The organism is Hymenobacter nivis, from assembly GCF_006439025.1.
GTDB lineage: Bacteria > Bacteroidota > Bacteroidia > Cytophagales > Hymenobacteraceae > Hymenobacter > Hymenobacter nivis_A.
In genome coordinates, this window is the sequence record NZ_RCYZ01000001.1 from 214,976 (window position 1) to 237,717 (window position 22,742).

A 22,742-nucleotide genomic window follows, 5' to 3' on the forward strand; every position below is an offset into this window, starting at 1 on the left:
GGTTTTTTTTAGCATTAGAAGCTCATAAGGCGGGCTTCACTTCGAATACGGTGCGGGCGGTGCCGGCCTGGCCGTTGGCCCCGAGGCCCTGCACCACTACCTGGTAGCGCCCTGTTTGGTCGGACGTGTAAAACGTTATTTCCCGCGTGGCACCGGGGGCCAGGGCAAGGTCGGGCTGCCAGTGCAATAGGTTGCGGAGGTCGGGCAGCGGGCTGGGGGCCCCGTCGTAGCGCGGCGCGAAAAACTCACGCGCCCCCTGCACGCCAGTGTACTCTTCCAACAGGGCGCGCGCATCGAGTGGGAAATCTTGCAAATCACCTTGGTAAGTGGTAAAGCTCAGCAGGCCCCCGAAGCTTTGTGAGCCGTAGAAATAGCGGTTGGTGAACACCGCCACCCGCTGGATGCGCAAGGGGTCGAAGGCCAAAAACTTGCGCACGTCGAACATGGGCACGCCATCGAGCAGCACCAGCGGCGCGTCCTCAAACAGGGTGCGGTGAAACTGGTCGGCCACCAGCAGCCGGGGGCCCTGGCGCACATATACGCCCTGCACGTACTCGCGCAGCACTTCTTCGAGGGTCTTGAAGCGGGTGTAATCGTCGAGGCGGTACTGCGCCGGCGGCGTGCCGTAGAAGGCCACCGTGTCGCGGGGTAGCCGCTGAAGCTGCTGGTAGCGGCCGTAGTAGGTGGCTTGCAGCTGCGTTTGGAGGTGGCGGCGGGTGAGGTCGGCCGCGAGTGCCGGGCCGAGACCCAGCGGCGCCAGCGGGTAGGCCGCGAAGCGCGCCGAGTAGGGCGAGAGCAGCGCCAACTGGTAGGTGCTGTCGCGCCGCCAGTCGGTTTGCAACGTGTAGAGGCGCGGGCCATCGGCGTCTTTGGGCGCAAACTGCGCGATGCCGTCGGGGCCGCTGGTGGCGGTGTAGAAGCGGGCGATGCGGCTTGGCGCAGCCAGGTAGGTGACCACGCCGGGCGCGGGGGCCCCGGCCGCGGTCAGCACCTGCGCGCGCAGCACGGGGCCGTTCGGCTCGGGGGCGTAGGGCAGCGCGGGCGCCTTATCGGCCAGCACATCAGCCCAGCGGAAGCGGCTCCAGCCGTGCGTGAGCATCAGGTTGTCGGCAGCGGCCTGGCCGGTTTGGCTGGAGTCGCGCAGGTAGTAGCCGGGGTTTTCCACGTGGCCCTTCAGGTCGGATGTCAGGCTGAGCACGCTGCTGATGTCGGCGGGCGCGGCGCCAGCAGTCAGCGAGTCGAGCTGGTACACGGCCAGCGAGCAATTGGCGGCGGTGGATGGGGGCCCAGTCAGGCGCAGCGTCACCTTGTCGCGCAGGCCGTAGCGGGCCTGGCTAGCCGCCACGGCCACCGGCAGCGCCCTGGGCCGCTGGAAATACAGCCGCTCGCCCACCGGCTGCCGGCGGCTGTTGAAAACCGTGAAGTGCGAAACGCCGGGTAGCAGCTCCGCCGTCGCAATCAGGAAATCTACCTCGCCATGCGCATTGGGCTGGGCCACTTGCGCGGTGGCCACGCGCTGCCCCGAGTGCCCTACCAGCGCCAGGTGGGCTGCATCGGCACCTACCCCTTTGGCCACCACATGCAGCCGCAATTGGCCCGGGCTGGCTTCGGTGAGGCGCAGCGCGTAGCCTTGCGCCGCAGCGGCAGGCAGCGGCTGAACCAGCTTTTGGCCGGTGACCAGCTGCATTTCAGCCGCGTAGGTGGCGCCCAGCGCGGGAGTGAATACGAAGCTGCCGAGGCCAAATTGCAGGGTGCGAAACGTGGCCACGGCCCGGCCCTGGCCGTCGCGCACGGTGCCGGCCACCGCCTGGCCGCGGCCCGCCGCATCGGTCACCCGGAAGGCCACGCGGCCGGGCACGCCCTGCACCAACTGGCCGCCCTCCGGAAAAAACTGCGCGTCGTAGGCCGGGGCTTTGGGGGCCCCGGCGGGGGCCCCCGAGGCGGCGAAGGTGTTGATGATGGTGACCGGCGTGTGGAAGTAAAAAGCGGGGTCGAAGTTCTTCATCCAGCTCGTGTAGGCGCGCACCACGTAGCGGCCCGTGGGCAGCGTGGCCGGCAGGTCGAGGGCGCCCCGGCCGGTGGCGTCGCGCAGGGCCACCTGGGTTTGCAACACGGGCTGCCCCAATGCATTAAGCACTTCTACGTACGCTACCGAACTCAGGTCCAGTGGCCTATGAAACGTGCCGTCCACGGCATAGAGCTTGAGCCACATCGTTTCACGGGCCGTGTACACGGTCCGGTCGAGGTGCACGTACAGCTTCTCCACCAGCGTGCGCTGCTGGTGGCGCTGGAGCTGGCGGGCAGCCCCGGCAGCCAGCGAATCGGACGCTTGGGCACGGGCCCCAGCGGGCAGCAGCGCCACTAGGCCGGCCAGCGCGAGGCCGCACCAAACAGCGCGCAGCAGGCGCGGCTTCCTGTTAGCCAGCAGGCCGAAAACGGGATGAATGTCGTTCCTCATGGCCAGTAGTTGGGCTTAATGCTCGTGCCGTGCAGGCGGCAGTCCACGCAGGCCGGAGTGCCGAAATAAATAGTTGAGGGAACTATGGGGTCGCGAGACAGTGGTATTAGAAAGCCTCCCCGGCATTGTTGCAGGTATATCAGGTACAAAGGGCTCCTCTCCGCGGCACCATCGGGGGGCGCGCATGCTGCGTAAAAAGGGTCGTTCAATACGCTGTTGGGGCGGGGGGTAGGAAACCGGGCGCCATCGACAAAGAGGCGCTTCTCGGCCACCGAGTGCACGCCCACGTAGCCCAGCACCGGCTCGGTAGTGTCGGCCAGCGCGTGCACGTTTCCCGTCACGCGGCCCGGCAGCGGGTCGTTTACGGTACCCAGGTTTTCGGTGCTCTTGCGCAGCGTTTCCCAGTACGTGTACTCGGCTTGGGTTTGGGCCAGCTGGCGCACCAGCAAGCTGTAGCCATAGCGCAACTTGCTGCTGGGCAGCACGGTCAGCAGCGGCGCGTCGGCCAGCGTGTTCTGGGTGAGTTGGGCGGTGTTGCCTTGCAGGATGGCGGTCGAAGGCTCCGTGCGCCAGCACGTAAATAGTTGGTTGGCAGCGGAGCGCTGCACCAGCGAATTACTGCTGGCTTCGTACTCCAGCGCCGACTGGTAGGCGGCCGTGAACTGGTACGTCTCGTCGTATTCCCAGCGGTAGTAGCGCGCGGCCGTGGCGGCGGCGTGCGTAGTCAGGTTCACCTGAATGCCTTGCACCGGCGTTAGTTTCCAGGTAACCGAGTCGATGGGCGGCGTGAGCACTACCGGCATCAGGTCGGTGGCGTATTCACGGCCCTGGGCCGTGGCCAGGCGCAGCTGGTACTGGCGGGCGGGGTCCAGCGCTTGGGGCCCCGCGGTGTAGGTACCGGCCGGGTTTTCGGCCAGCGGGTAGCGCCGGCCCGCGTCGTCCTGGATGGCTACCTGCGCCCGCGCCTCGGCCGGGGCCGTGTTCTTAGTATTCACGCTGAACGTGCGCGAGAGCTTGATAACCGAGCGGCCCAGCGGGTTGATGAAGCCATCGACCACCAGGTTGGCCTGCGCCGACGGCGGCACATCGGGCACGTAGCGGTCGATGCAGCCACCCAGGGCCAGCCCCGCGCTCACCAGCAGAAAGAGAAGCAGCCGGTTCATCTAAAAGCGGAAATTGTAGGTGACGGTCGGGATAGGCTGTCCGAAGATGGACAGCTGGTAACCATTGAGTTGCCCCTGCTGCGCCTGGAAATAAATGGAGTACGGGTTGCGCCGCCCCAGCAGGTTGTAGATGGCCAGCGTCCAGGAGCCGTGGGCCAGCTTCTTGATTTTGTGGTTGCCCTCCAGGTTGAAGGCCAAATCGACGCGGTAGTAGTCGGGCACCCGGTACTGGTTGCGCTCGGAGTAAAACACGCGCAGCACGCCGTTGAGGTAGTACTGGCTGAGGGGCAGCGTGATGGGCCGGCCAGTGCTGTAATTAAAATTGACCGACGCGCTGACGCGGCGGTTGAAGCGGTAGTTGCCCACCAACGTCACGTCGTGGGGCTTGTCGTAGTTGCTCGGGTACCAGTTGCCGCTGTTCACCTGGTCGGTGGCCGTGTTCACCTGCACCAGCGAGCGGGCGTAGGTGTAGCTCAGCCAGCCGTTGAGCTTACCGGTGGTTTTGCGCACCAAAAATTCGGCGCCATAGGCCCGGCCGCGGGCGTTCACCACGTCGGTTTCGAGGTGCGGATTCAGCAGCAGCGTGGCCCCGTCCTTGTAATCCAAGAAGTTGTACAGCTTCTTGTAATACGCCTCTACCGACACCTCAATGGAGTTGGCGCGCAGGTTGCGGTAGTAGCCCAGCGCCAATTGGTCGGCCACCTGCGGCAAAATGTAGCCGTCGCTCAGCTTCCAGTTGTCGGTTGGCGATACCACCGTCGTGTTGGTGAGCTGGTGAATGTACTGGCGCGTGCGGTTGTAGCTGGCCTTGAGCGCCGTGTTTTCCGTGAGCTTGTAGTTGGCCGAAAACCGCCACTCGGGGCCCTGGTAGGTGGCCAGGGCCTGGCCGCTGCCGTAGCGGGTGCTGCCGGTCACGGTCTGCTCGCTGCGCGAGAGGCCGGGCTGGTACGTAAGCACGTCGCGGGGCCCCAAGGCACTAAAAAGCGAGTAGCGCAGCCCCGCCTCCAGCGCCAAGCGGGGCGCCACGTCGAAGCGGTCGGACACATACACGGCGCTTTCCAGGGCCTGCTCCCGCGCCAGCGTCGTGTTCACGACCAACGATTGGTCGCCCACCTGCGTGAGTTGGCCGGGGTTGATGCGGTACAGTATCGTGCTCGCCCCGGCCTCCACGGTGTGCTTGGCACTGGCGAAATACGTGAAATCGGCCTGCAAGCCGCCCTGGTTTAGGTTGTAGCCCAGCTCGGAGGCTGTAGTGGCGGTGCGGTCGCTGCGCAGCCCGTACTGGTAGCGGCTGTATGTGCCCGTGAGCACCCCATACAGCTTGTTGCTCAGGGTGTGCTTCCACTTCACGCTGCCGGCCAAGTTGCGGTAGTTATACACCGTGTCGGTGGCCAGCCGAAACCGGTCCTGGCTGAAATAACCGGTGGCGTACAGGCTATTGCGGTCGTTTAGGTCGTAGGCCAGGTGCCCGCTCAGGTCCGAAAACCCCGCCGCGCTGTTGTTGAGGTTGCGGTTGGGAAGCTGCCGCAGCAGCCAGTTGGAATACGAGGTGCGGCCCCCCACCAGCCACGAGCCCTTACCGTGCGCCAGGGGCCCCTCCAGCGTGAGGCGGCTGGTGAGCAGCCCAATGCCGCCCGCGCCCGAAAACTGCTTGCGGTTGCCGTCGCGCGTCACCACGTCGAGCACCGACGACAGCCGCCCGCCGTAGCGCGCCGGCACCGCGCTCTTGTACAGCTCCGCCGACTTGAGCATGTCGGCGTTGAAAGCCGAGAAAAAGCCGAACAGGTGCGCCGGATTGTACACCACGGCCCCGTTGTAGAGCACCAGGTTTTGGTCGGCCCCACCGCCGCGCACGCTAAAGCCCGTGTTGCCCTCCCCTATCGACTTCACGCCCGGCAGCAGCAGCACCACCCGCAGGATGTCCGTTTCGCCAAATACCGTGGGTATCTGCTTGATGTCCTTGATGTCGAGCTTGGCCACGCCCATGCGCAAGCTGGTCAGGTTCTTGGCTTTCTCGGCTTCCACCACCACTTCCTTGAGGGAAGTCACGTCCACTTCCAGCTCCACATCGAGCCGGCCGCTGCCGTACACCTGCACCTGCCGGGTGGCATTTTTGAACCCTAGGCTGCGCACGTTCAGCCGCTGCCGCCCCACGGGCAGCGTGAGCGTATAGGCCCCAAACTGATCGGTCGAAACCCCGTTGTCCGGCAGCTCGCCATACACCAGGGCCCCCACCACCGACTCGCCTTGGCCGTCGCGCACGCGGCCGGTCAGGGTGGCTTTGCCGTTGGCCGGGGCCTGCCCCAGCCCGATATCGTACACGCGGCCCGGTGCAGTTCGCCCAGCCAGCGCGGCCCCGGAGGCCGGGCGGCCCGGGCTGGCCGGGGCGGTTGCCATCGGGGCCAGCGCCGGGGCGGGGGCCTCAAAAAAGTTGGTGGGCAGCTGGGTTTGCACCGTTTCGCCGGCCGTGATGTACACCCGGTTGTCGGCATCGATGGAAAAGTGCAGCCGGGTGGGCCCCAGCACTTGGCGCAGCACCTCGGGCACAGGCTGCCCAGTGGCCGCCAGCGTCACCCGCAGGCTATCGGTTTCGGCTGGCACGAAGTAGAGCCGGTAGGACGTGGTGGCTGCCACCCGCCGGGCAAATTCCGCAAACGACACTGCCTGGAAAGTACCCGTCAGCGTGGCAGTGGGCGCCGTGGGCGTTTGCTGCGCATAGGCTTGCCGGCCGCATGCTAGCAGCAGCAGCAACGCAGCCCCCGAAAGGCTTTGCGCACGCAGCAAGGGGGTAGGCACCGGCTTCACGTAATTCGCAGTTTAAGTAGCAATTATTTCAATATCAGGTAATTGTACTCCTTTACCAACGCCGCCAGCGACGCCTCGCGGCTGTCGGCGGCCAGCCGCAGGTGGTTGCGCCGGGCGTGGGCTTGCAGCTCCGTTTGCTTGTCGGCCAGGGCCCCCAGCACTTGCCGCAGGGTGGCTACTTCGTAAAAGCCAGCCGGCCGCTGGATGAAAAACCGCGTTATTTCCTCGTATTCTCCCTTCATGCTGTAGCCGCCGGTGCTGGCTTCCAGCTTCTTGGTGCGCCGGGCCAGCAGCTGCGCCGGCCCGGCCACTACCACGTCGTAAAACCCTTCGGCCACCACGCCCGCCGCGTCGGCGGGCAGGTGCACAAAACGGTGCCCCGCCAGCTCGAACCCGCGCACCTGTTGCCGAATGAGCTGCACGGGCTCGGCCTGCGCCGTGCCATAGAGCAGCACCTGGTCCTGCACCTGCTCATACAGCAGCGCCACGCCCGCAAAATGCTGGCCGTCGTAGTCCAAGGTGCCAGGCTGGGGCTCACTGGACAGAAAAAAGGGCCGGCCCGCAACGTAGGAAGGCGCATTATTGCCATAAGCCACCCCGTTTACCAGGCGCGGCTCCGGCGCGGTGGCCCGGTAGCGCTGCCGGGCCGCGCGCACGGCACTTAGCAGCAGGCTGGTATCGCCGGCCGCCACCGTTTGGGCCTCCGCATTACAAGCGGCCACCAGCATCCCCACACTCAATAACATTTTTTTCATGCGGGGTGGCTGGTGGATAGCTTAACCATTAAGATGTTTAAAACCAGTTTATTACTACTAGCGCTTCTTCGCGAAACGACTAGCGCAGCACAGGCCGGGGCCCCAGGCGCGGGCCTACCGCAGCAGGCGCACGTCGTACACGCCCCCCGCCGTGGAGCCCGGCGCCGCCTGAAACCGCACAGTGAGTGCGGTGGGCGCGCTGGCTTGCCGCAGGGCTTCGGGCAGGGCGTAGTCTACGTCGTAGAAATCGCCCTGCGGGTTGCCGGCCATTTGCACGCTGGCCAGCAACTGGCCGTTTACCAAGATGCTGAAATTCCGATTTTTATCGCCGCCCGAGTACGTTACGCGCAGCGTGCGGGCGGCGCGCTGCGGGTTGCGCATGGCGTAGCTGAACCAGCCGGCCGCGTGCCGCCAGTGCCGGTCGCGGTAGGAGCCCGTTTCGGTTTGCTCGCCCCGGAAGCCGTGGTCCGATTCGGGCTGCTGCTCACCGGGCGTCACCTGGTCCACGGTGCGGGCTTCGAGGGCGCGCCGGGCCTCGTCTTTGCGGCGCAGCTCGTCTTTGCGCGCCAGCAGGCCGGCGGGCGTCGTTACGGGCCAGTACACCATGTAGCGGGCGTCCTGAATCTGGTAAAACGGTACTAGCTGCACCTTGCGGTACTTGTCGCCGTCAATCAGCCCGGCCGCCGTGAAGGCGAGCGGCTGCCCGGCCACGGGCCGGATGCCCGCCGCTACATCGGGCCCAGCCGACACCAGCACGGGGGCCTCCTCGATGGGGTAGAGCGGGCCGCTGGCCACGTGCGCCATGCGGGCGCCGTTGGCGTGCAGGCCCTCCAAATCAGTGGTATCGGTGACGGCCGCCAGCACTACCGGGCCGTGCACAAACGACACCCAGGCCGTGTGGTCGGGCAAGTATTCGGCGGTGGTGGTCATGGGTAGGGCCACGGTCACCACGTCGCCCGGGCGCCACTTGCGCGTGAGGGTGAGGTAGCCGGGCGTGGCGGCGGTGGCCGCCGCCGGGGCCCCATTTACCAGTAGCTGCAACTGGCCCGCCGGCACCCAAGCGGGCTGCCGAATGCTGAGGGCGAAGGTGCGCGGCTTTTTTAAACCCAGCTTCAGCTGGGTGCGCTCTTCGGCGGGGAAAGTAGTTTCCTGGGTTAGGGTGAGGCCTTGCGCGGCCCAGGTGAGGGTAGAGGGAATGAAGAGGTTAACCAGCAGCTCCTGCGGCCCCTTCTGCAGCCCACGGTGGGCATACACTAGCTCGCCGTACTTGCCGTGGTTTTCGAGGCCCGAGCCCACGCAGCACCAAAAGCCTTCCTGCGGCTGCGAATACACGCGGTAGTGCCGGGGGCGCATGGGCGTGAAGTACACAAAGCCGCCCGTGCCGGGGTGCTGCGACGAGAGAATGTGGTTGTAAGTAGCCCGCTCGTAGTAGTCGAGGTACTTGGTGGCGCCGCCCGCCAGGTACAGGTCCTTGCTGAGCTTGAGCATGTTGTACGTGTTGCACGTTTCGGGCCCCTGCGGGTTTTCCAGCATCGACGTAAAGTTGGTGGCCGGGTTGAAGTGCTCGCTCACGCTGTTGCCGCCAATGGAAACCGTGCGGTTTTCAACCACCGTTTTCCAGAAAAAAGCCGCCGCCCCCGCCCAGGCCGGGTCGCCGCCCGCGGCCGCCACCCGCTCAAAGCCGATTACCTTGGGAATCTGGGTGTTGGCGTGCATCCCGTTGAGCACATCCTGGCCCGCCAGCAGGGGCCCCAGCACCGCCCGGTGCGAAAACCGCTGGGCCAGCACCAGGTATTTATGCTCGCCGGTGAGCGTGGCCACGTCGGCAAAAATCTCGTTCAGGCCCCCGTGCTCGCTGCGCATCATTTCCTGCAATTGCGCATCGGTGAGGTTGGCCGTAAGGTCTAAGAACCAGTCGGTCAGCTTGATGAGCATGGTGCGGGCCTTGGCGCTGCCGGCCACGGCGTAGGCGTCGCGCAGGCCGGCGAAGGTTTTGTGCAGGTTGTAGAGGGGAACCCACTTGTCGTTGAGCCCGAAGCTGTTGGCCTTGATGTTGCCAGCCTTCACCTGCGCCCACATGGCCGGGCCGCCGGTCACGCCGCCCAGGTAGCCGTCGCCGCTTTTTTGCTGGCAAAGCTCCAGCTGGTCGAGCATGTAGTTGAGGCGCTGCTGCACGCGCGCGTCGCCGGTGGCGGCGGCCATGTAGGCCAGGGCCGACAGGTAGTGCCCACCCATGTGGCCGTCGAGGCCAGTATTTTCCCAGTTGCCGTAGTTTTCGGCCTGGGGCGGCAGGCCTGCCGCGGCCCGGTAGGGCGCCAGCAGGCGGTCGGGGTTGAGGGCCAGCATGTAGGTGAGGTCCGTCTGCTGGGCTTCGCGAAACGGCCCGTCCAGCAGGCGCACCGCCGCCACGGGAAAGCTTTGCAGCGGCCCGGCCTGGCCCCAGCCCAAGGCTGGGGCCAGCCACAGCCCGCAAAGCAGCCACTTTCCTTTGTTCATCAACATGTTTTTCATAGCCTATTGAAGTACTGAGCCATTAACTGACAGCTATTGGCTAATTTCTTTTATTCTTAACAGCAGGCAGTTACGTTAAAAGCACTGGTTACTTAATGATAAACAAATGCTTAACATGAACTAGCGGCTGCCCAGTGCGCCCAGCGCGGCTTTGCCCGGGCCCACCGTTTGCGCTGGGGGCCCCAGGTAGCTGGGCGGCAGCGCACCCTGGCTCAGCACCAGCTTTTCGAGCACCACGCCGGGGTCGACGCGCCAGAACTTGAGCACGTGCGGGCCGGCGGTGGCCACGTTGTGCTGCGAAGTTTTCAGGATAATATTCTCGGCCACCGCCTGTTGCCATGGTCGGTTACCGTTTTCGGGGGCCAGGCCGGTGTGCAGGTTCACCAACTGCGGGGCTTCGTCGTCGATGGACACGGCGTAGCGCAGGCCGGTGGTGTTGGTGAAGTCGAGCGTGGGGGCCAGGTAGGCGCGCACGGCCACGGGGCCGGCCTGGGCGAGCGTGATGCGGTACTCGAGGTGCGGGCTGCCGCCGCCCGGCGCGGCCGTGGGCGGGGCCGTGGTGGGGTACGTGCTCACGGCCCCCGCCGTGCGACCCAGGTCGGGCAGGCGCTGCCAGGTCACGGGGCCGGCGTTCACGGCCAGGGTATAGTTCTCGGCCTCAAGCGATACATAGCCGGTGGCCGCGCCAGGGGCCGGGGCCCCCAGCGGCGCACCCGCGGCGGGGGCCCCTACTGGCAGCGATGCCACGTCGGGCATTTTGTCGGTTTCCGGCTGCTGCCAGTAGGTGTAACCGATGTGGGTCTGGTCCATCATGTGGTTCCACTTGCCGCCGGCCAGGGCATGGTAGCGGTTTTTCAGCTCGCCGTCTTTGGCGTACAGCGCCCGGGCTTTTTCGGCCAGGGCGGCGGTAGTAGGCTGGCCCGTTTTGGCCGCCTCGCGGTTCTGGGCCACGGTGTAGTACAGCTCGTTGAGGTTGGCGCAGGCCAGCACGGGGTGCAGCACCAGCTCGAAGTAGGCGTCGCGGGCGGCGGCGGGCAGCTTTTGGTTGATGGCCTCGGCGCGGGTGGCCAGGGCGTTGTACTCGCGCACCACCGTGGCCCACTCGCCAGTGGCCAGGCTGTAGGTGTTGGCGTCGAGCAGCTCGGGCTTGCGGCGGGCGTTGTACTTGGCGTACTTGGCCAAAATATCGGCAATGTCGGCCGCGTACTGGGGCCCAAACTGCTGCTGCGCCCAGCGCTGGGTGTAGGCCGCCACTTGGCTGGCCGCAATGGCGCGGGGGTTCCAGGCGTAGTCGAGGAAGAACGAAATGGGCAGCTCCATGGGCTTGAGGTCGCCCACGTTCACAATCCAAATTTGGTCCACACCGTGCTCGTAGGCCAGGTTCATCTGCTCCCGAATGCGCGGCAGCGGGTTGGTGTTAAGCCACTTGTAATTACGGGGCCCACCCACGTAGTCGAAGTGGTAGTAGATGCCGTAGCCGCCCCGGCGGGGCTTGTCGCCCACCTTGGGCAGCTTGCGCAGGTTGCCCCAGTTATCGTCGCAAAGCAGCAGCGTCACGTCGTCGGGCACGCGCATGCCCTTGTCGTAGTAGTCCTGCACCTCCTTGTAGAGGGCCCACACCTGGGGCGTCTGATCGGCGGGCTTGTGGGTTTCTTCGGCAATAATCCGGCGCTGATCGGCCACTACTTTTTCCAGCAGGCTGATGTTGTTTTCCTCGCTCATGGGCTCGTCGCCATCGCCGCGCATGGCCATGGTCACGATGCTTTCATGGCTGCCCATGTTGCGGATGCCCTGCCGCCAGAAGCGGCGCAGGGTGGTATCGTTGGTCTGGTAGTTCCAGGGGCCGTGGCCGTAGCGCTTCCACTCCTGCTGGGCGCGCTGCATGGGCTCGTGGTGCGAGGTACCCATCACAATGCCGTACTCGTCGGCCAGCGCCGGGCTCAACTTGTCATCGTCGTTGAAGGCGTTTCCCCACATGGCGGGCCACAGATAGTTGCCTTTCAACCTGAGAATTAGCTCAAATACATGCCCGTACATCTTCGAGTTGATACCGCCGAATTTATCCTTGGCCCAGCCCGTGAGCGCGGGCGCCTCATCGTTGAGGAAGATGCCGCGGTACTTCACCGCCGGTGTGCCCAGCGTGTGGCGGCCGGCCGCCACGTAGAGCGCCTTTTGGGTCTTGGTCGGCACATCGGCCCACCAGTACCAGGGCGACACGCCCATCTGCTGCGAGAGGTCGTAAATGCCGTAGATGGTGCCGCGCTTGTCGCTGCCGGCAATCACCAGGGCTTGCTTCACGCCGGGCATGGGGTTGTCCACCAGCTGCTCCACAAACACTTCCCATTTGCCCGCCACGCCCGTCACGTCTAGCTTCTTCTGCTGCACCAGCGCATCAATCACGGGGCTCTTCCCAATGGTGCCGATGAGCACCACCTGCGGCCCAGCGGGGGCCCCACTGGTGCTGAGGGCGGGCAGCACCTGCGTCACGCGGTTGATGTCGGCCTGCAGGTCATGGGCGGCGCGCAGCACGCCGGGCCAGTCCTGGCCGCTGGCGTAGAGCGCGGCGGCCTTGCCGCCCGCCACCAGTGGGAAGCTGCCCGCCGCTTTTTTATCGGAGACGTAGTGGTCGGCAAGGGGCGCGGCGGCCGGCTGCGCCACGGCCAGCGTGGGCAGTAGCAGCAGCAGGGCAGCGCAGCGGAGGCGAAAAAGGATAGCTTGCATAATATTATTCAATTAGTTACCCCACCCCTACCCGCCCGTAGCCGGCCCGGGCACCTTATCGGGCAGTTAAAACTTCACCACCTCATAGTAAGCCGCCTTGGGCTTGAGCTGCTCGTCGAATAGCAGCGGGTGGTTTTTGCGGCCCGCCACGGGGTAGGTATCGAGCCAGGAGTAGTGGTCAGAAATGTTCCAGAACGTGATGCCCGTCATGTACTTGGCCTCGTCGCGGAACACTTTGAAAAACAGCTTGTACTGAGCCGTCTGCTTGGTTTGCATCTCGGCCGTGTAGGCGTCCGACTCGTCGGGGCGCTTGGCCCGGCGGTCTTTCTCCCAAGGGTAAACGGACACGTCCAGTTCCGTTACCTGCACCTTCAGGCCCAGCGAGCCGAAGCGCTCGATGGTGGTGCGCAGCTCTTGCTCGGTGGGCTCCACCAGCGACCAATGGCCCTGCAGGCCCACGCCATCGATGGGCACCTTGGCGTCCTTCAACTTTTTGAGCAGCTGGTAGATGCGCTCCATTTTCTCGGGGCGCTCGGTGTTGTAGTCGTTGTAGAACAGCACGGCCGTGGGGTCGGCGGCGTGGGCGTAGCGGAAGGCTTCGGCGATAAAATCCTCGCCGCAGATTTTGTACCAATCCGAGTTGCGCAAAAACTCCTGGGGATTGTCCGAAATCGCCTCATTCACCACGTCCCAGGCGTAGATCTTGCCCTTGTAGCGCTTCACCACCGCGTCGATGTGGTCGTGCAAGCGCTTGAGCAGCCGCGCTTTGCTGACCTGGCTGCCGTCGGGATTCTTAAAAATCCAGCGGGGCGTTTGCTCGTGCCAGCACAGGTTGTGGCCGCGCACCTTCAGCTGGTGGGCCTGGGCAAAGTCCACGATAGCATCGGCAGGGCCCCAGTTGTAGCGGGTCGAATCGGGGTGGATGGGGCCCATCTTCATGTCGTTCTCCGGCGTGAGGCTGTTGAACTGCTGGAGGATGAGCGCCACCTCGGCCGGATTTTTCAGTGCCCGCGTCGACACGGCCACTCCGATGGGAAAGTAGCTTTTGTAGTAATCCTTCAGGCCTTTTTCGGCGGGCGGGCGCTGGGCAGCGGCCAAGCCCAGCCCGACCAGCAGCACGGCGGCGGCTGGTAAAATGCGAATTTTCATAGCGTTGCGGGGGCCCTAATTGGGCAAGATCTTATTTCAGTTCGAGTACGACTACCGACTTGGCCGGCAAGGTTACGGCCAGCTTGTCGCCGCGCTTTTTGGCCCCCGTGAAGGCCGCCAGCTTGATGTTGTTAGGCTTGTCAAACGTGTTGTAGTCGCTCACGCTAGCAGAGGTCAGCACGCGGCCGGTCACTGTTTTAAAGCGCACGCCGGGCAGGGCAGTTTCCAAGTTCAGGGCATTCTTGGGGTCGAGGTTGACCAGCGAAATGTGCACTGCACCGTTCTTGTCCTTGGAGGCCGAGGCGTTCAGGGCCGGAATTTTCTCGCCGCCAAACGAATACTCGGGGCTCGTGAACTGCAGGGGCAGGAACTTGGCATCCTGGTGCACTTGGTAGAGGTCGAACACGTGGTAGGTGGGCGTGAGCAGCATTTTCTCCTTGTCCGTGAGCACCAGGGCTTGCAGCACGTTCACGGCCTGGGCCAGGTTGGCGCCCTTCACCCGGTCGCAGTGGTTGTTGAAGATGTTGAGCGTGGTGCCAGCCACCAGGGCATCGCGCAGCGTGTTTTGCTGGTAAAGGAAGCCGGGGTTGGTGCCGGGCTCCACGTCGGTCCACACGCCCCACTCGTCCACCAGCAGGGCCACCTTCTTGTCCTTGTCGTACTTGTCCATGATGGCCGCGTGCTTAGTCACTATCGCGTCCATTTTCAAGCAGTTGCGCAGCGTGCTGAAGTACATGTCCTCGCCAAAGCCAGTGGCTTTGCCTTTGCTGCCGCTCCAGCTGCCGGTGGGCAGCGTGTACTGGTGCAGGGTGAGGCCCCACATCTGGTTGAGGGGGATGTTTTTCATGCACGTTTCGGTCCAGTGCGTGTCGTCGCCGTTGGCCCCGCTCACGATTTTCTTCAGCCGGGTGCCGGGGTAGTCGTGGGCGAAGGTGGCGTAGCGCTTGTACACGTCGGTGTAATATTCTGCCGTCATGTTGCCGCCGCAGCCCCAGCTTTCGTTGCCGATGCCCCACCAGCTCACCTTGTAGGGCTCGGGGTGGCCGTTTTTGCGGCGCTCCAGCACCATGGGCGTATCCTCGTTCGAGTTGAGGTACTCCATCCAATTGCTCATTTCCTGCACCGTGCCGCTGCCCACGTTGGCGGCCAGGTAGGGCGTAGTACCCAGCAACTGGCACAGCTCCATAAACTCGTGGGTACCAAAGCTATTGTCTTCCAGGGTGTTGCCCCACCACAGGTTTAGCATCTTGGGGCGCTGGGCGGTGGGCCCCACGCCGTCGTGCCAGTGGTAAGTATCGGCAAAGCAGCCACCGGGCCAGCGCAGGTTAGGCACGTGGATTTTCTTGAGTGCCTCCACAATGTCGAGCCGAATGCGGCCCTGCTGGGGCACGCTCAGCCCCGGCTCGGCCCAAAAACCGCCGTAGATGCAGCGCCCGAGGTGCTCGGCAAACTGCCCCTGGATGTCTTTGCTGATAACCAGGCTAGGGTTGCCGGCCTGCACCGTTATGGGCACCGTGGCCTGGGCCAGCGCGGCGGTGGCAGGGGCAGCGGCCAGCACTAAAGCCAGGGCTTGGCGGCGAAACTGGAAATGGGAATTCATGGGAAGAGTGGGAAAGAATTTAATTTTGTAAGTTTTTAACCATCAGCAATTTGTCAAAATTCTAGCAGTCGTAAGGCGGAAGAGCCAGGGGCCCTAATCTCAGATTAACGATTGTGTCAATGGGCAACGCAATGCAGGCCGTTGTGCGCCGCACAACGTTGCATTTATCCTAAAAGCCAGCCACAGCGGCCAAGCCCCAAAAGCAAAAGTGGAGAGTCAAAACTAGTGCTTGTTTTCGACTCTCCACCCTTAACTCTCAGCTAACCATCTAATTTAGTTACCCTTGGCTACCACTTGCTTCTTCTCTTCCTGCTCGTCTTCCGGGTGGCCGGCGAGCACGCCCTGGGCGCGCTTCACCACGTTCTCCACCGTGAAGCCAAACTTTTCGAATAGCTCCTCGGCGGGGGCCGACTCGCCGAAGCGGTTCATTGCAATTACGCCGCCCTCGTCGGTGGTGTACTTGTGCCAGCCGATGGGCGAGCCGGCCTCGATGGCCAAGCGCTTGCGCACGGTGGGCGGCAGTACTTTTTCGCGGTAGGCTTTATCTTGGTGCTCAAATAGCTCCCAGCTCGGCATGCTCACCACGCGGGTGGGGGTACCGGCCTTTTGCAGTTCAACCTGAGCCTTCATAGCCAGGGCCACTTCCGAGCCGGTGGCGATGAGGATGAACTGTGGCTGGCCACCGTCGGCCTCGCTCAGAATGTAAGCGCCCTTAGCCACACCTTCGCGGGCCGAGCCCAGCTTGGTCTGGTCAAGAATCGGCAATTTCTGGCGCGAGAAAATGAGCACAACCGGCGATTTGGGCGTCGTCATGGCGATGCGCCAAGCCTCGGTGCTCTCGTTGGCGTCGGCGGGGCGCAGCACCACAATATTGGGGATGGTGCGCAAGGCCAGTACTTGCTCCACCGGCTGGTGGGTGGGGCCGTCCTCGCCCAGGCCGATGCTGTCGTGGGTGAATACGAACGTGGCCGTGCTCTCGGCCAGGGCCGTGAGGCGGATGGCTGCCCGCATGTAGTCACTGAACGTCAAGAACGTACCACCGTAGGTACGCAGGCCACCGTGGTGGGCAATGCCGTTCATGGCCGCGCCCATGGCGTGCTCACGCACACCCCACCACACGTTGCGGTTGGCTTTGTGCGCGGGCTGGAAGCTGTCGCTGCCCGACTTGTCCATCTCATTAGAAGAGGCCAAATCGGCCGAGCCGCCGAACATAAACGGCACCGATTTCTTGATGGCGTCCAGGGCTTTGCCCGAGGCCTGGCGGGTGGCCAGCTCGCCATCGGCGGGCGTATACACCGGCAGGTCCTTGTCCCAGCCTTCGGGCAGCTTGCCGTCGAAGGAGAGCTTGAACATATCAGCCTCATCCTTGAAAGATTCAGCATACTTAGCGAAGTCAGCATCCCACTGCTTCTGCATCTCGGCACCGCGCTGGCCGGGCTGTTTGAGGTGGTCGTACACTTCCTGCGGCACCTGGAAGCTCTGCTCAGGGTCGAAACCGTAGAACGTCTTGGTCGTCTTCACGTTTTCGGGGCCCAGCGGCGAGCCGTGCGACTTGCTGGTACCAGCCAGCGGCGAGCCGAAGCCGATGATGGTGCGCACCGCGATAATCGAGGGCCGGTCCGTCACCGACTGCGCCACCTTGATGGCGTTTTCGATGGCGTCGAGGTCATTGCCATCCGTGACGTGCTGCGTGTGCCAGTAGTAGGCATCGAAGCGCTTCATCGGGTTCTCGGTGTAGGTCAGGTTGGTGGGGCCATCGAGCGAGATGTTGTTATCGTCGTAGAGATAAATCATCTTGCTCAATTGCAGGTGGCCCGCCAGCGAGGCGGCCTCCGAGGCGATGCCTTCCATCAGGTCGCCATCGCTCACCAGCACGTAGGTGTAGTGGTCCTGCACCGGCGCGTGGCCTTCCTTGTTGTACACGGCCCCGAGGTGTGCCTCGGCCATGGCCATGCCCAGGCCGTTGGCGAAGCCCTGGCCCAGGGGCCCCGTGGTCACTTCCACGCCGGGCGTGATGTGCGACTCGGGGTGACCCGGCGTCTTGGAATCCATCTGGCGGAATTGCTTCAGGTCCTCCAGGCTCAAATCGTAGCCGTAGAGGTGCAACAGGCTGTAAAGCAGGGCCGAGCCATGGCCGGCCGACAGCACGAAGCGGTCACGGTTGGGCCACTTGGGGTCCTGGGGGTTGAAGCGCAAGAAGCGCGACCACAGCACGTAGGCCATGGGGGCGGCGCCCAGCGGCAAGCCGGGGTGGCCCGAGTTGGCCTTCTGCACCATGTCCACCGACAGTAGGCGGATGGTGTTGACGCTCAACTCGTCAATGGAGATTTTTGGATTGCTCATATTTTTTTCGGGCGAAAGAATGACGCCGTAAAGGAACACAACGCGGAACGTCCACGCTGCCTTCGCTTACGGATTTTTCCGCTTTGTAGTAGCGTAGCCTCTCTAAGTCCGCGCGCGGCATCATTAAATGACTTTCCCACGCACGGACTCAAAGAGTCCTCACTACATCTACTAAATGTACTGATTGACAATGCTTTCCAGCCATTCCTGCTTGCCGCTGCGGGGGGTAGGCTCGCCCGACTCGTGCGCGATTTTGCGCAGGTCTTCCAGCGTGAGGCCGCCTTTGGCGAACTCGGCACCTTTACCCGAATCAAACGAAGCGTAGCGGTCGGTGCGGAACTTCTTATAAGCTGATTTTTCCAGGATGGCATCGGCCGTAACGAGGGCCCGGGCGAAGGTGTCCATGCCGGCAATGTGGGCCACGAAGATGTCCTCCAGGTCGGTCGAGTTGCGGCGCGTTTTGGCATCGAAGTTGATGCCACCCGGCGTGATGCCGCCGTGCTCCAGGATGATGAGCATGCTCTCCGTCAACTCGTTGAGGTTGTTTGGGAACTGGTCGGTGTCCCAGCCGTTCTGGTTGTCGCCGCGGTTGGCGTCGATGCTGCCGAGCAGGTTGGCATCAGCCGCCACTTGCAGCTCGTGCTGGAAGGTGTGGCCAGCCAGCGTGGCGTGGTTCACTTCCAAGTTCAGCATAAAGTCATTCTCCAAGCCGTGCTCGCGCAAAAAGCCGATGACGGTGGCCGCGTCGAAGTCGTACTGGTGCTTGGTGGGCTCGGCCGGCTTGGGCTCGATGAAGAACTTACCCGTGAAGCCCTGCTTGCGAGCGTAGTCGCGGGCAATGCTGAGGAAGCGGCCCAGGTGCGCCTGCTCACGCTTCATGTTGGTGTTGAGCAGGGTCATGTAGCCCTCGCGGCCGCCCCAGAAGGTGTAGCCCTCGCCGCCCAGTGCGATGGTGGCGTCGATGGAATTCTTCACCTGCGTAGCGGCGTAGGCCACCACCTGGAAGTCGGGGTTGGTGCTGGCGCCGTTCATGTAGCGCGGGTTCGAAAACACGTTGGCCGTGCCCCAGAGCAGCTTCACGCCGCTCTCCTGCTGGTGCTGCTTGAGGTAGTCAACTACCGTGGCCAGGTTGCTTTCGTACTCGCTCAGCGAGCCGCCCTCGTCCACCAAGTCCACGTCGTGGAAGCAGTAGTAGGGCGTGCCGAGCTTAGTAAAAAACTCAAACGCAGCGTCGGCCTTATCCTTGGCGCGGCCTACGATGTCGCCTTTGCTATCCCAAGCAAAGTTCTTAGTGCCAGGACCGAAGGGGTCACCGCCGGTGCCCACGAAGGTGTGCCAGTAGGCCGTGGCGAAGCGCAGGTGCTCCTTCATGGTCTTGCCGGCCACCATGCGGTTTTCGTCGTACCATTTGAAAGCCAAGTGATTATCTGATTCGCGGCCTTCGAACTTAATCTTGCCGATGCCTTTGAAAAATTCAGTGGTTGCCATGTTGGAATATGATTGGGGGGTAATAGAGAAGTTTTAGTAAAAGAGTAGTCAGTTGAGGGGCCCTTATCCCTAACCCGCTCGCCAAAAAAAGCGGAGCCTGACGGGTAAATAGCACTAGGCCAGCAGCAATTCTGCTGCCCGGGTTTCGCGGACCAGCAAGGTCTGCCAGTCGCTGTACGTTTCCTGGTATTGGGCCTGCAAGGCCGGCGTGGGTTCTACGGTGCTGATGAGGGCCAGGCCATTAAAAGCCTCTTTGGGGCTGGCGTAGATGCCGGTGCCGATGCCCGCGCCACGCGCCGCGCCCTGGGCCGCGTCAGTATCATAGAGCTCCAGCGTCACATTACCGCAGTTCACAAACGCCTCGCGGAACACGGGACTTAGGAACATGTTCGCGTGACCAGCACGCACTTTCTGCACTTGCACGCCCGAGGCGCGCATGATGTCCATGCCGTAGTTGAGGGCGTACACGATGCCCTCCTGCGCAGCCCGGATGAGGTGCGCCTGGCCGTGCACGTTGAACTGCACGCCGTGCAGCAGGGCAGCGGCGGGCCGGTTTTCAAGAATGCGCTCGGCCCCGTTACCGAAGGGCAGAAACAGCAGGCCCTGGGCCCCTACCGGGGCCTGAGCGGCCAGCGTGTTCATCTGGTCGTAGGGCAGGTTGCCCACCATTTTGCGCAGCCAGCTGTTGAGAATGCCGGTGCCGTTGAGGCACATGAGCACACCGTTTTTGGGCTGCTCGCGGGTGCTGTTCACGTGCACGAAGGAGTTTACGCGCGAGCGCGCATCGGCCGTGGTGGTTTCGTTGATGCCGTAAACTACGCCACTAGTGCCGCCCGTGGCGGCCACCTCACCGGCGTTCAACACGTTCAGCGAGAAGGCGTTGTTGGGCTGGTCACCGGCGCGGTAGGCAATGGGCGTGCCCGCCGCCAGACCCAGCACCTGGGCTGCCTCGGTGGTGAGGTGGCCCTGCACCGAGAACGTGTCCACGACTTCGGGCAGCAATTCGGCGCTAATACCGTAGTAATCAAGCAATTCTTGAGCAATAGCCTGCTTCTTAAAGTTCCAGAACACTCCTTCCGACAGGCCCGACACGGTGGTCTGCATCTGGCCCGTGAGCTGGTAGGCGAGGTAGTCGCCGGGCAGCTGAATCTTGTGGATTTGAGCGTAAATCTCGGGCTCGTTTTCGCGCACCCACTTGAGCTTGGAGGCGGTGAAATTGCCGGGCGAGTTCAGAAAATTCTCCAGGCAAAATTCCTCTCCCAACCCGGCAAACGCTTCATTGCCAATGGCTACAGCGCGGCTATCGCACCAGATAATAGCGGGGCGCAGCACGTGGCCGGCCTTATCTAGCAGCACTAGCCCATGCATCTGGTATGTGATGCCGATGCCGGCCAGCAATGAGGCGTCGAAGCCGTACTGGGCCTTGAGCTGCTGGGTAGCGTTGATGACCTCCTGCCACCAGCGCTCGGGGCGCTGCTCGGCCCAGCCGGGCTGGGGCACGTCCATGCCCATCTCGGTAGTGGGCGAGGTTACGGCGGCCACGCAGCGCCCGGTAGCGATGTCGAGCAGCGAGGCTTTAATGGAAGAGCTACCGATGTCGTAGCCAAGCAGGTATTTCATTTTCTAGTTATGAATTGTGAGTTGTGAGCTGGGGGCTGTTTCCGTTTTCTGGGCGATACGCCCTTGCTCATGCGCTCATCGTCAAATCAATAGGTTGCCGTGCCAGGCCCAGCCGGCTTAGAAGTCATCGGTGCGGAAGGTGGAGGCGGGCAGGCCCTCTTTGTTATACAGGTTGGCGTTTTCGGGGTTGTCGGACCAGGCGTAGCGTACGGCCACAGGCGCAGCCACCTGCGGGCTGCTCACCACCACTTTACTGCCCTCCACGCGGGCCGTAGCGGGGTAAAACTTCTTGTCGGCCCCGGCCACCGTGAAGCCGCCCAGCGGGCCGCCGCCTTTGGCCACCAGCCCGCCGCCCACGCTGCCAAAGGTGAGCGCGACCTGGCTGCCAGCGGTTTTTGAGCTTTGATAAAGAGGGCCCTCGGCCACCAGCTTGGCGTCGCTATAGGCTACTTTTTCGGCTACCAGGGCCAAACGGTGGCCCACCGTCTGCTTGTCGAGGGGATGAATGTCGTTCCATTCGCCCACGTCCGAAATCACGGCCATGCCGGTGCGGGGCAGGGCCAGCAGGCGGCGCTGGGCATCGCGCACCTTGGCCTGGTTGCTTTCGCCGGGCTCCTTTTTGGCGGCGTTGATATTGGCCAGCTGCACGTACAGAAACGGCAAATTAGGCTGCTGGAAGTGGGTGCGCCAGTCTTTGACGAGGCTGGTGGTGAGGGCCAGGTAATCGTCGGGCCGGCTCACATTGCTTTCGCCCTGATACCAGAGCACACCCTTGAGGGCGTAGGGCAGCGCTGGGGCCACCAGCCCGTTGTACAGCCCGCCCGGCTGGTACTGAAACGTAGTGGTGCCCGGCGTGGGCGGCGTGGTAGCGCCCAGCTTATACTGCCAGGGGCCCCGCAGATCTAGCGTCTGCCCGCCCGCCGTGAGCTGGTAGGTTTTCTCCTTCGTAAAGCCGCCCCGCCCGCCGTTGCTGATGATGCGCACGGTTACCACGTTCTTACCAGCCTTCAGTACGCCGGGGCCAAAATCGTACTTGCGCGGCGGATACTGGTAGGCGGTGGTGCCCACCAACTGGCCGTTGATGTAAGTGGAGTCGGCATCGACGAGTGTGCCCAGCTCCAGGCGGCCGGGCTGGCCGGCCATGGCGGCGGGCACCTCCACTTCCTTCCGGAACCAGAGCACGCCATTTACCATGCCCAGGGGCGTTTGGTCGGCCCAGTAGCCGGGCACGTTCATCGTGGCCCAAGCGCTGGCGTCGTAGCCGGAGCTGCTCCACTTGGGCTGGCCGGGCTGTTCGCCCTGGTCGGCCTGGTGCAGGTGCTGGTACCAGGCCCCCACGGCCGCGCCTTCGCGCTGCTTAATGCCGGCTACCGCCGCGCTGTCGCGGTAGGGCGCCACCTGCGCCTCGTACTTGGGAAACTGCTTGAGGGCGTCGGCGCTCAGCCAGGCTTCAGCGGGCGAGCCACCCACGGCCACCTTTATCAGGCCCACCGGCACTTGGTATTTGGCGTTTATCTCCTTGGCGAAGAAGTAGCCCACGGCCGAAAAGCCGAGTACCGTTTCGGGGCTGAGGGCCACCCAGGCGCCGCCGCTCACGTCGGCCTTAGGGCCCCGGAAGTCGTAGCGCATCGGCACGTCGAACTGCCGGATGCGCGGGTTGTTGGCCGTGGCCACCTCTTGGGGGTACTTGTCGCGCACGCGCCGCATGGGCAGTTCCATGTTCGACTGCCCAGCGCAGAACCACACGTCGCCAAGCAAAATATCCTTCACCACCTGGTGATTGCTGGCGTCGATTTTCATTTCGTAGGGGCCCCCAGCTTTCATTGCGGGCAGTTGCACGCGCCACTGCCCATCGGGGCCCGTGGTGGCGCGGTAGGTTTTGCCCTGAAAGGCCACGCTCACGGCCTCGCCGGGCGCGGCCCAGCCCCAGAGGCGTACCGGGGCGTCGCGCTGCAGCACCATGCCGTTGCTCACGAGGCGGGGCAGGCGCACCTGGGCGTGGGCGGGCGCAGCGGCCAGCAATACCAGCGCTAGCCCAACCTTAGAGAACAGATGCACGTTGTTTTTCAAAGCCTTAGTAGGATTATGGCATTTTTTACAGTACCCCTTCATAAATAAGCCCCGGTTTC

The 22,742-nt window shown here is 63.6% G+C and carries 12 protein-coding genes; all 12 read right to left on the minus strand.

What is annotated here, in order from left to right; all coding sequences use genetic code 11:
* Positions 1-22: 22 nt before the first annotated feature.
* Positions 23-2,458 carry a hypothetical protein gene (locus EAH73_RS00760; protein WP_140464401.1) on the minus strand — a complete coding sequence of 812 codons (2,436 nt, stop codon included), beginning with the start codon at positions 2,456-2,458 and terminating at the stop codon, positions 23-25.
* Positions 2,455-3,621 (minus strand): DUF4249 domain-containing protein, encoded by a 1,167-nt coding sequence (locus tag EAH73_RS00765; RefSeq protein ID WP_140464402.1) that lies wholly within the window; start codon positions 3,619-3,621, stop codon positions 2,455-2,457. The genes EAH73_RS00760 and EAH73_RS00765 overlap by 4 nt, the downstream gene beginning before the upstream one ends.
* Positions 3,622-6,372: a TonB-dependent receptor domain-containing protein gene (locus EAH73_RS00770; RefSeq protein WP_240047089.1), complete on the minus strand. Its 2,751-nt coding sequence runs from the start codon at positions 6,370-6,372 to the stop codon at positions 3,622-3,624.
* A gap of 77 nt (positions 6,373-6,449) precedes the next feature.
* Positions 6,450-7,181: a hypothetical protein gene (locus tag EAH73_RS00775; RefSeq protein WP_140464403.1), complete on the minus strand. Its 732-nt coding sequence runs from the start codon at positions 7,179-7,181 to the stop codon at positions 6,450-6,452.
* A 114-nt stretch (positions 7,182-7,295) separates the two neighbouring features.
* On the minus strand, positions 7,296-9,692 hold the full coding sequence (locus EAH73_RS00780; RefSeq protein ID WP_240047090.1) for a glycoside hydrolase family 127 protein: 2,397 nt from the start codon (positions 9,690-9,692) through the stop codon (positions 7,296-7,298).
* A 120-nt stretch (positions 9,693-9,812) separates the two neighbouring features.
* The gene (locus tag EAH73_RS00785; RefSeq protein WP_140464404.1) at positions 9,813-12,413 is read right to left on the minus strand and encodes a glycosyl hydrolase 115 family protein; all 2,601 of its coding nucleotides are present in this window, start codon (positions 12,411-12,413) and stop codon (positions 9,813-9,815) included.
* Positions 12,414-12,479: 66 nt separating this feature from the next.
* Positions 12,480-13,562 carry an endo-1,4-beta-xylanase gene (locus tag EAH73_RS00790; protein ID WP_140464405.1) on the minus strand — a complete coding sequence of 361 codons (1,083 nt, stop codon included), beginning with the start codon at positions 13,560-13,562 and terminating at the stop codon, positions 12,480-12,482.
* A gap of 31 nt (positions 13,563-13,593) precedes the next feature.
* The gene (locus EAH73_RS00795) at positions 13,594-15,162 is read right to left on the minus strand and encodes an alpha-N-arabinofuranosidase (RefSeq protein ID WP_140464406.1); all 1,569 of its coding nucleotides are present in this window, start codon (positions 15,160-15,162) and stop codon (positions 13,594-13,596) included.
* A gap of 273 nt (positions 15,163-15,435) precedes the next feature.
* The gene (tkt, locus tag EAH73_RS00800; RefSeq protein WP_140464407.1) at positions 15,436-17,505 is read right to left on the minus strand and encodes a transketolase; all 2,070 of its coding nucleotides are present in this window, start codon (positions 17,503-17,505) and stop codon (positions 15,436-15,438) included.
* 171 nt (positions 17,506-17,676) lie between these two features.
* The gene (gene xylA, locus EAH73_RS00805) at positions 17,677-18,993 is read right to left on the minus strand and encodes a xylose isomerase (protein WP_140464408.1); all 1,317 of its coding nucleotides are present in this window, start codon (positions 18,991-18,993) and stop codon (positions 17,677-17,679) included.
* Positions 18,994-19,107: 114 nt separating this feature from the next.
* Positions 19,108-20,613: a xylulokinase gene (locus tag EAH73_RS00810; protein ID WP_140464409.1), complete on the minus strand. Its 1,506-nt coding sequence runs from the start codon at positions 20,611-20,613 to the stop codon at positions 19,108-19,110.
* A 117-nt stretch (positions 20,614-20,730) separates the two neighbouring features.
* Positions 20,731-22,683: a sialate O-acetylesterase gene (locus EAH73_RS00815; RefSeq protein WP_240047091.1), complete on the minus strand. Its 1,953-nt coding sequence runs from the start codon at positions 22,681-22,683 to the stop codon at positions 20,731-20,733.
* Positions 22,684-22,742: the final 59 nt, after the last annotated feature.

Bases quoted from the DNA above. Each gene is read 5' to 3' on its own strand.
- EAH73_RS00810 (WP_140464409.1), bottom strand. From the start codon at position 20,613: ATGAAATACCTGCTTGGCTACGACATCGGTAGCTCTTCCATTAAAGCC.
- EAH73_RS00795 (WP_140464406.1), bottom strand. From the start codon at position 15,162: ATGAATTCCCATTTCCAGTTTCGCCGCCAAGCCCTGGCTTTAGTGCTG.
- EAH73_RS00785 (WP_140464404.1), bottom strand. From the start codon at position 12,413: ATGCAAGCTATCCTTTTTCGCCTCCGCTGCGCTGCCCTGCTGCTGCTA.
- EAH73_RS00760 (WP_140464401.1), bottom strand. From the start codon at position 2,458: ATGAGGAACGACATTCATCCCGTTTTCGGCCTGCTGGCTAACAGGAAG.
- xylA (WP_140464408.1), bottom strand. From the start codon at position 18,993: ATGGCAACCACTGAATTTTTCAAAGGCATCGGCAAGATTAAGTTCGAA.
- EAH73_RS00765 (WP_140464402.1), bottom strand. From the start codon at position 3,621: ATGAACCGGCTGCTTCTCTTTCTGCTGGTGAGCGCGGGGCTGGCCCTG.
- EAH73_RS00775 (WP_140464403.1), bottom strand. From the start codon at position 7,181: ATGAAAAAAATGTTATTGAGTGTGGGGATGCTGGTGGCCGCTTGTAAT.
- tkt (WP_140464407.1), bottom strand. From the start codon at position 17,505: ATGAGCAATCCAAAAATCTCCATTGACGAGTTGAGCGTCAACACCATC.
- EAH73_RS00790 (WP_140464405.1), bottom strand. From the start codon at position 13,562: ATGAAAATTCGCATTTTACCAGCCGCCGCCGTGCTGCTGGTCGGGCTG.
- EAH73_RS00780 (WP_240047090.1), bottom strand. From the start codon at position 9,692: ATGAAAAACATGTTGATGAACAAAGGAAAGTGGCTGCTTTGCGGGCTG.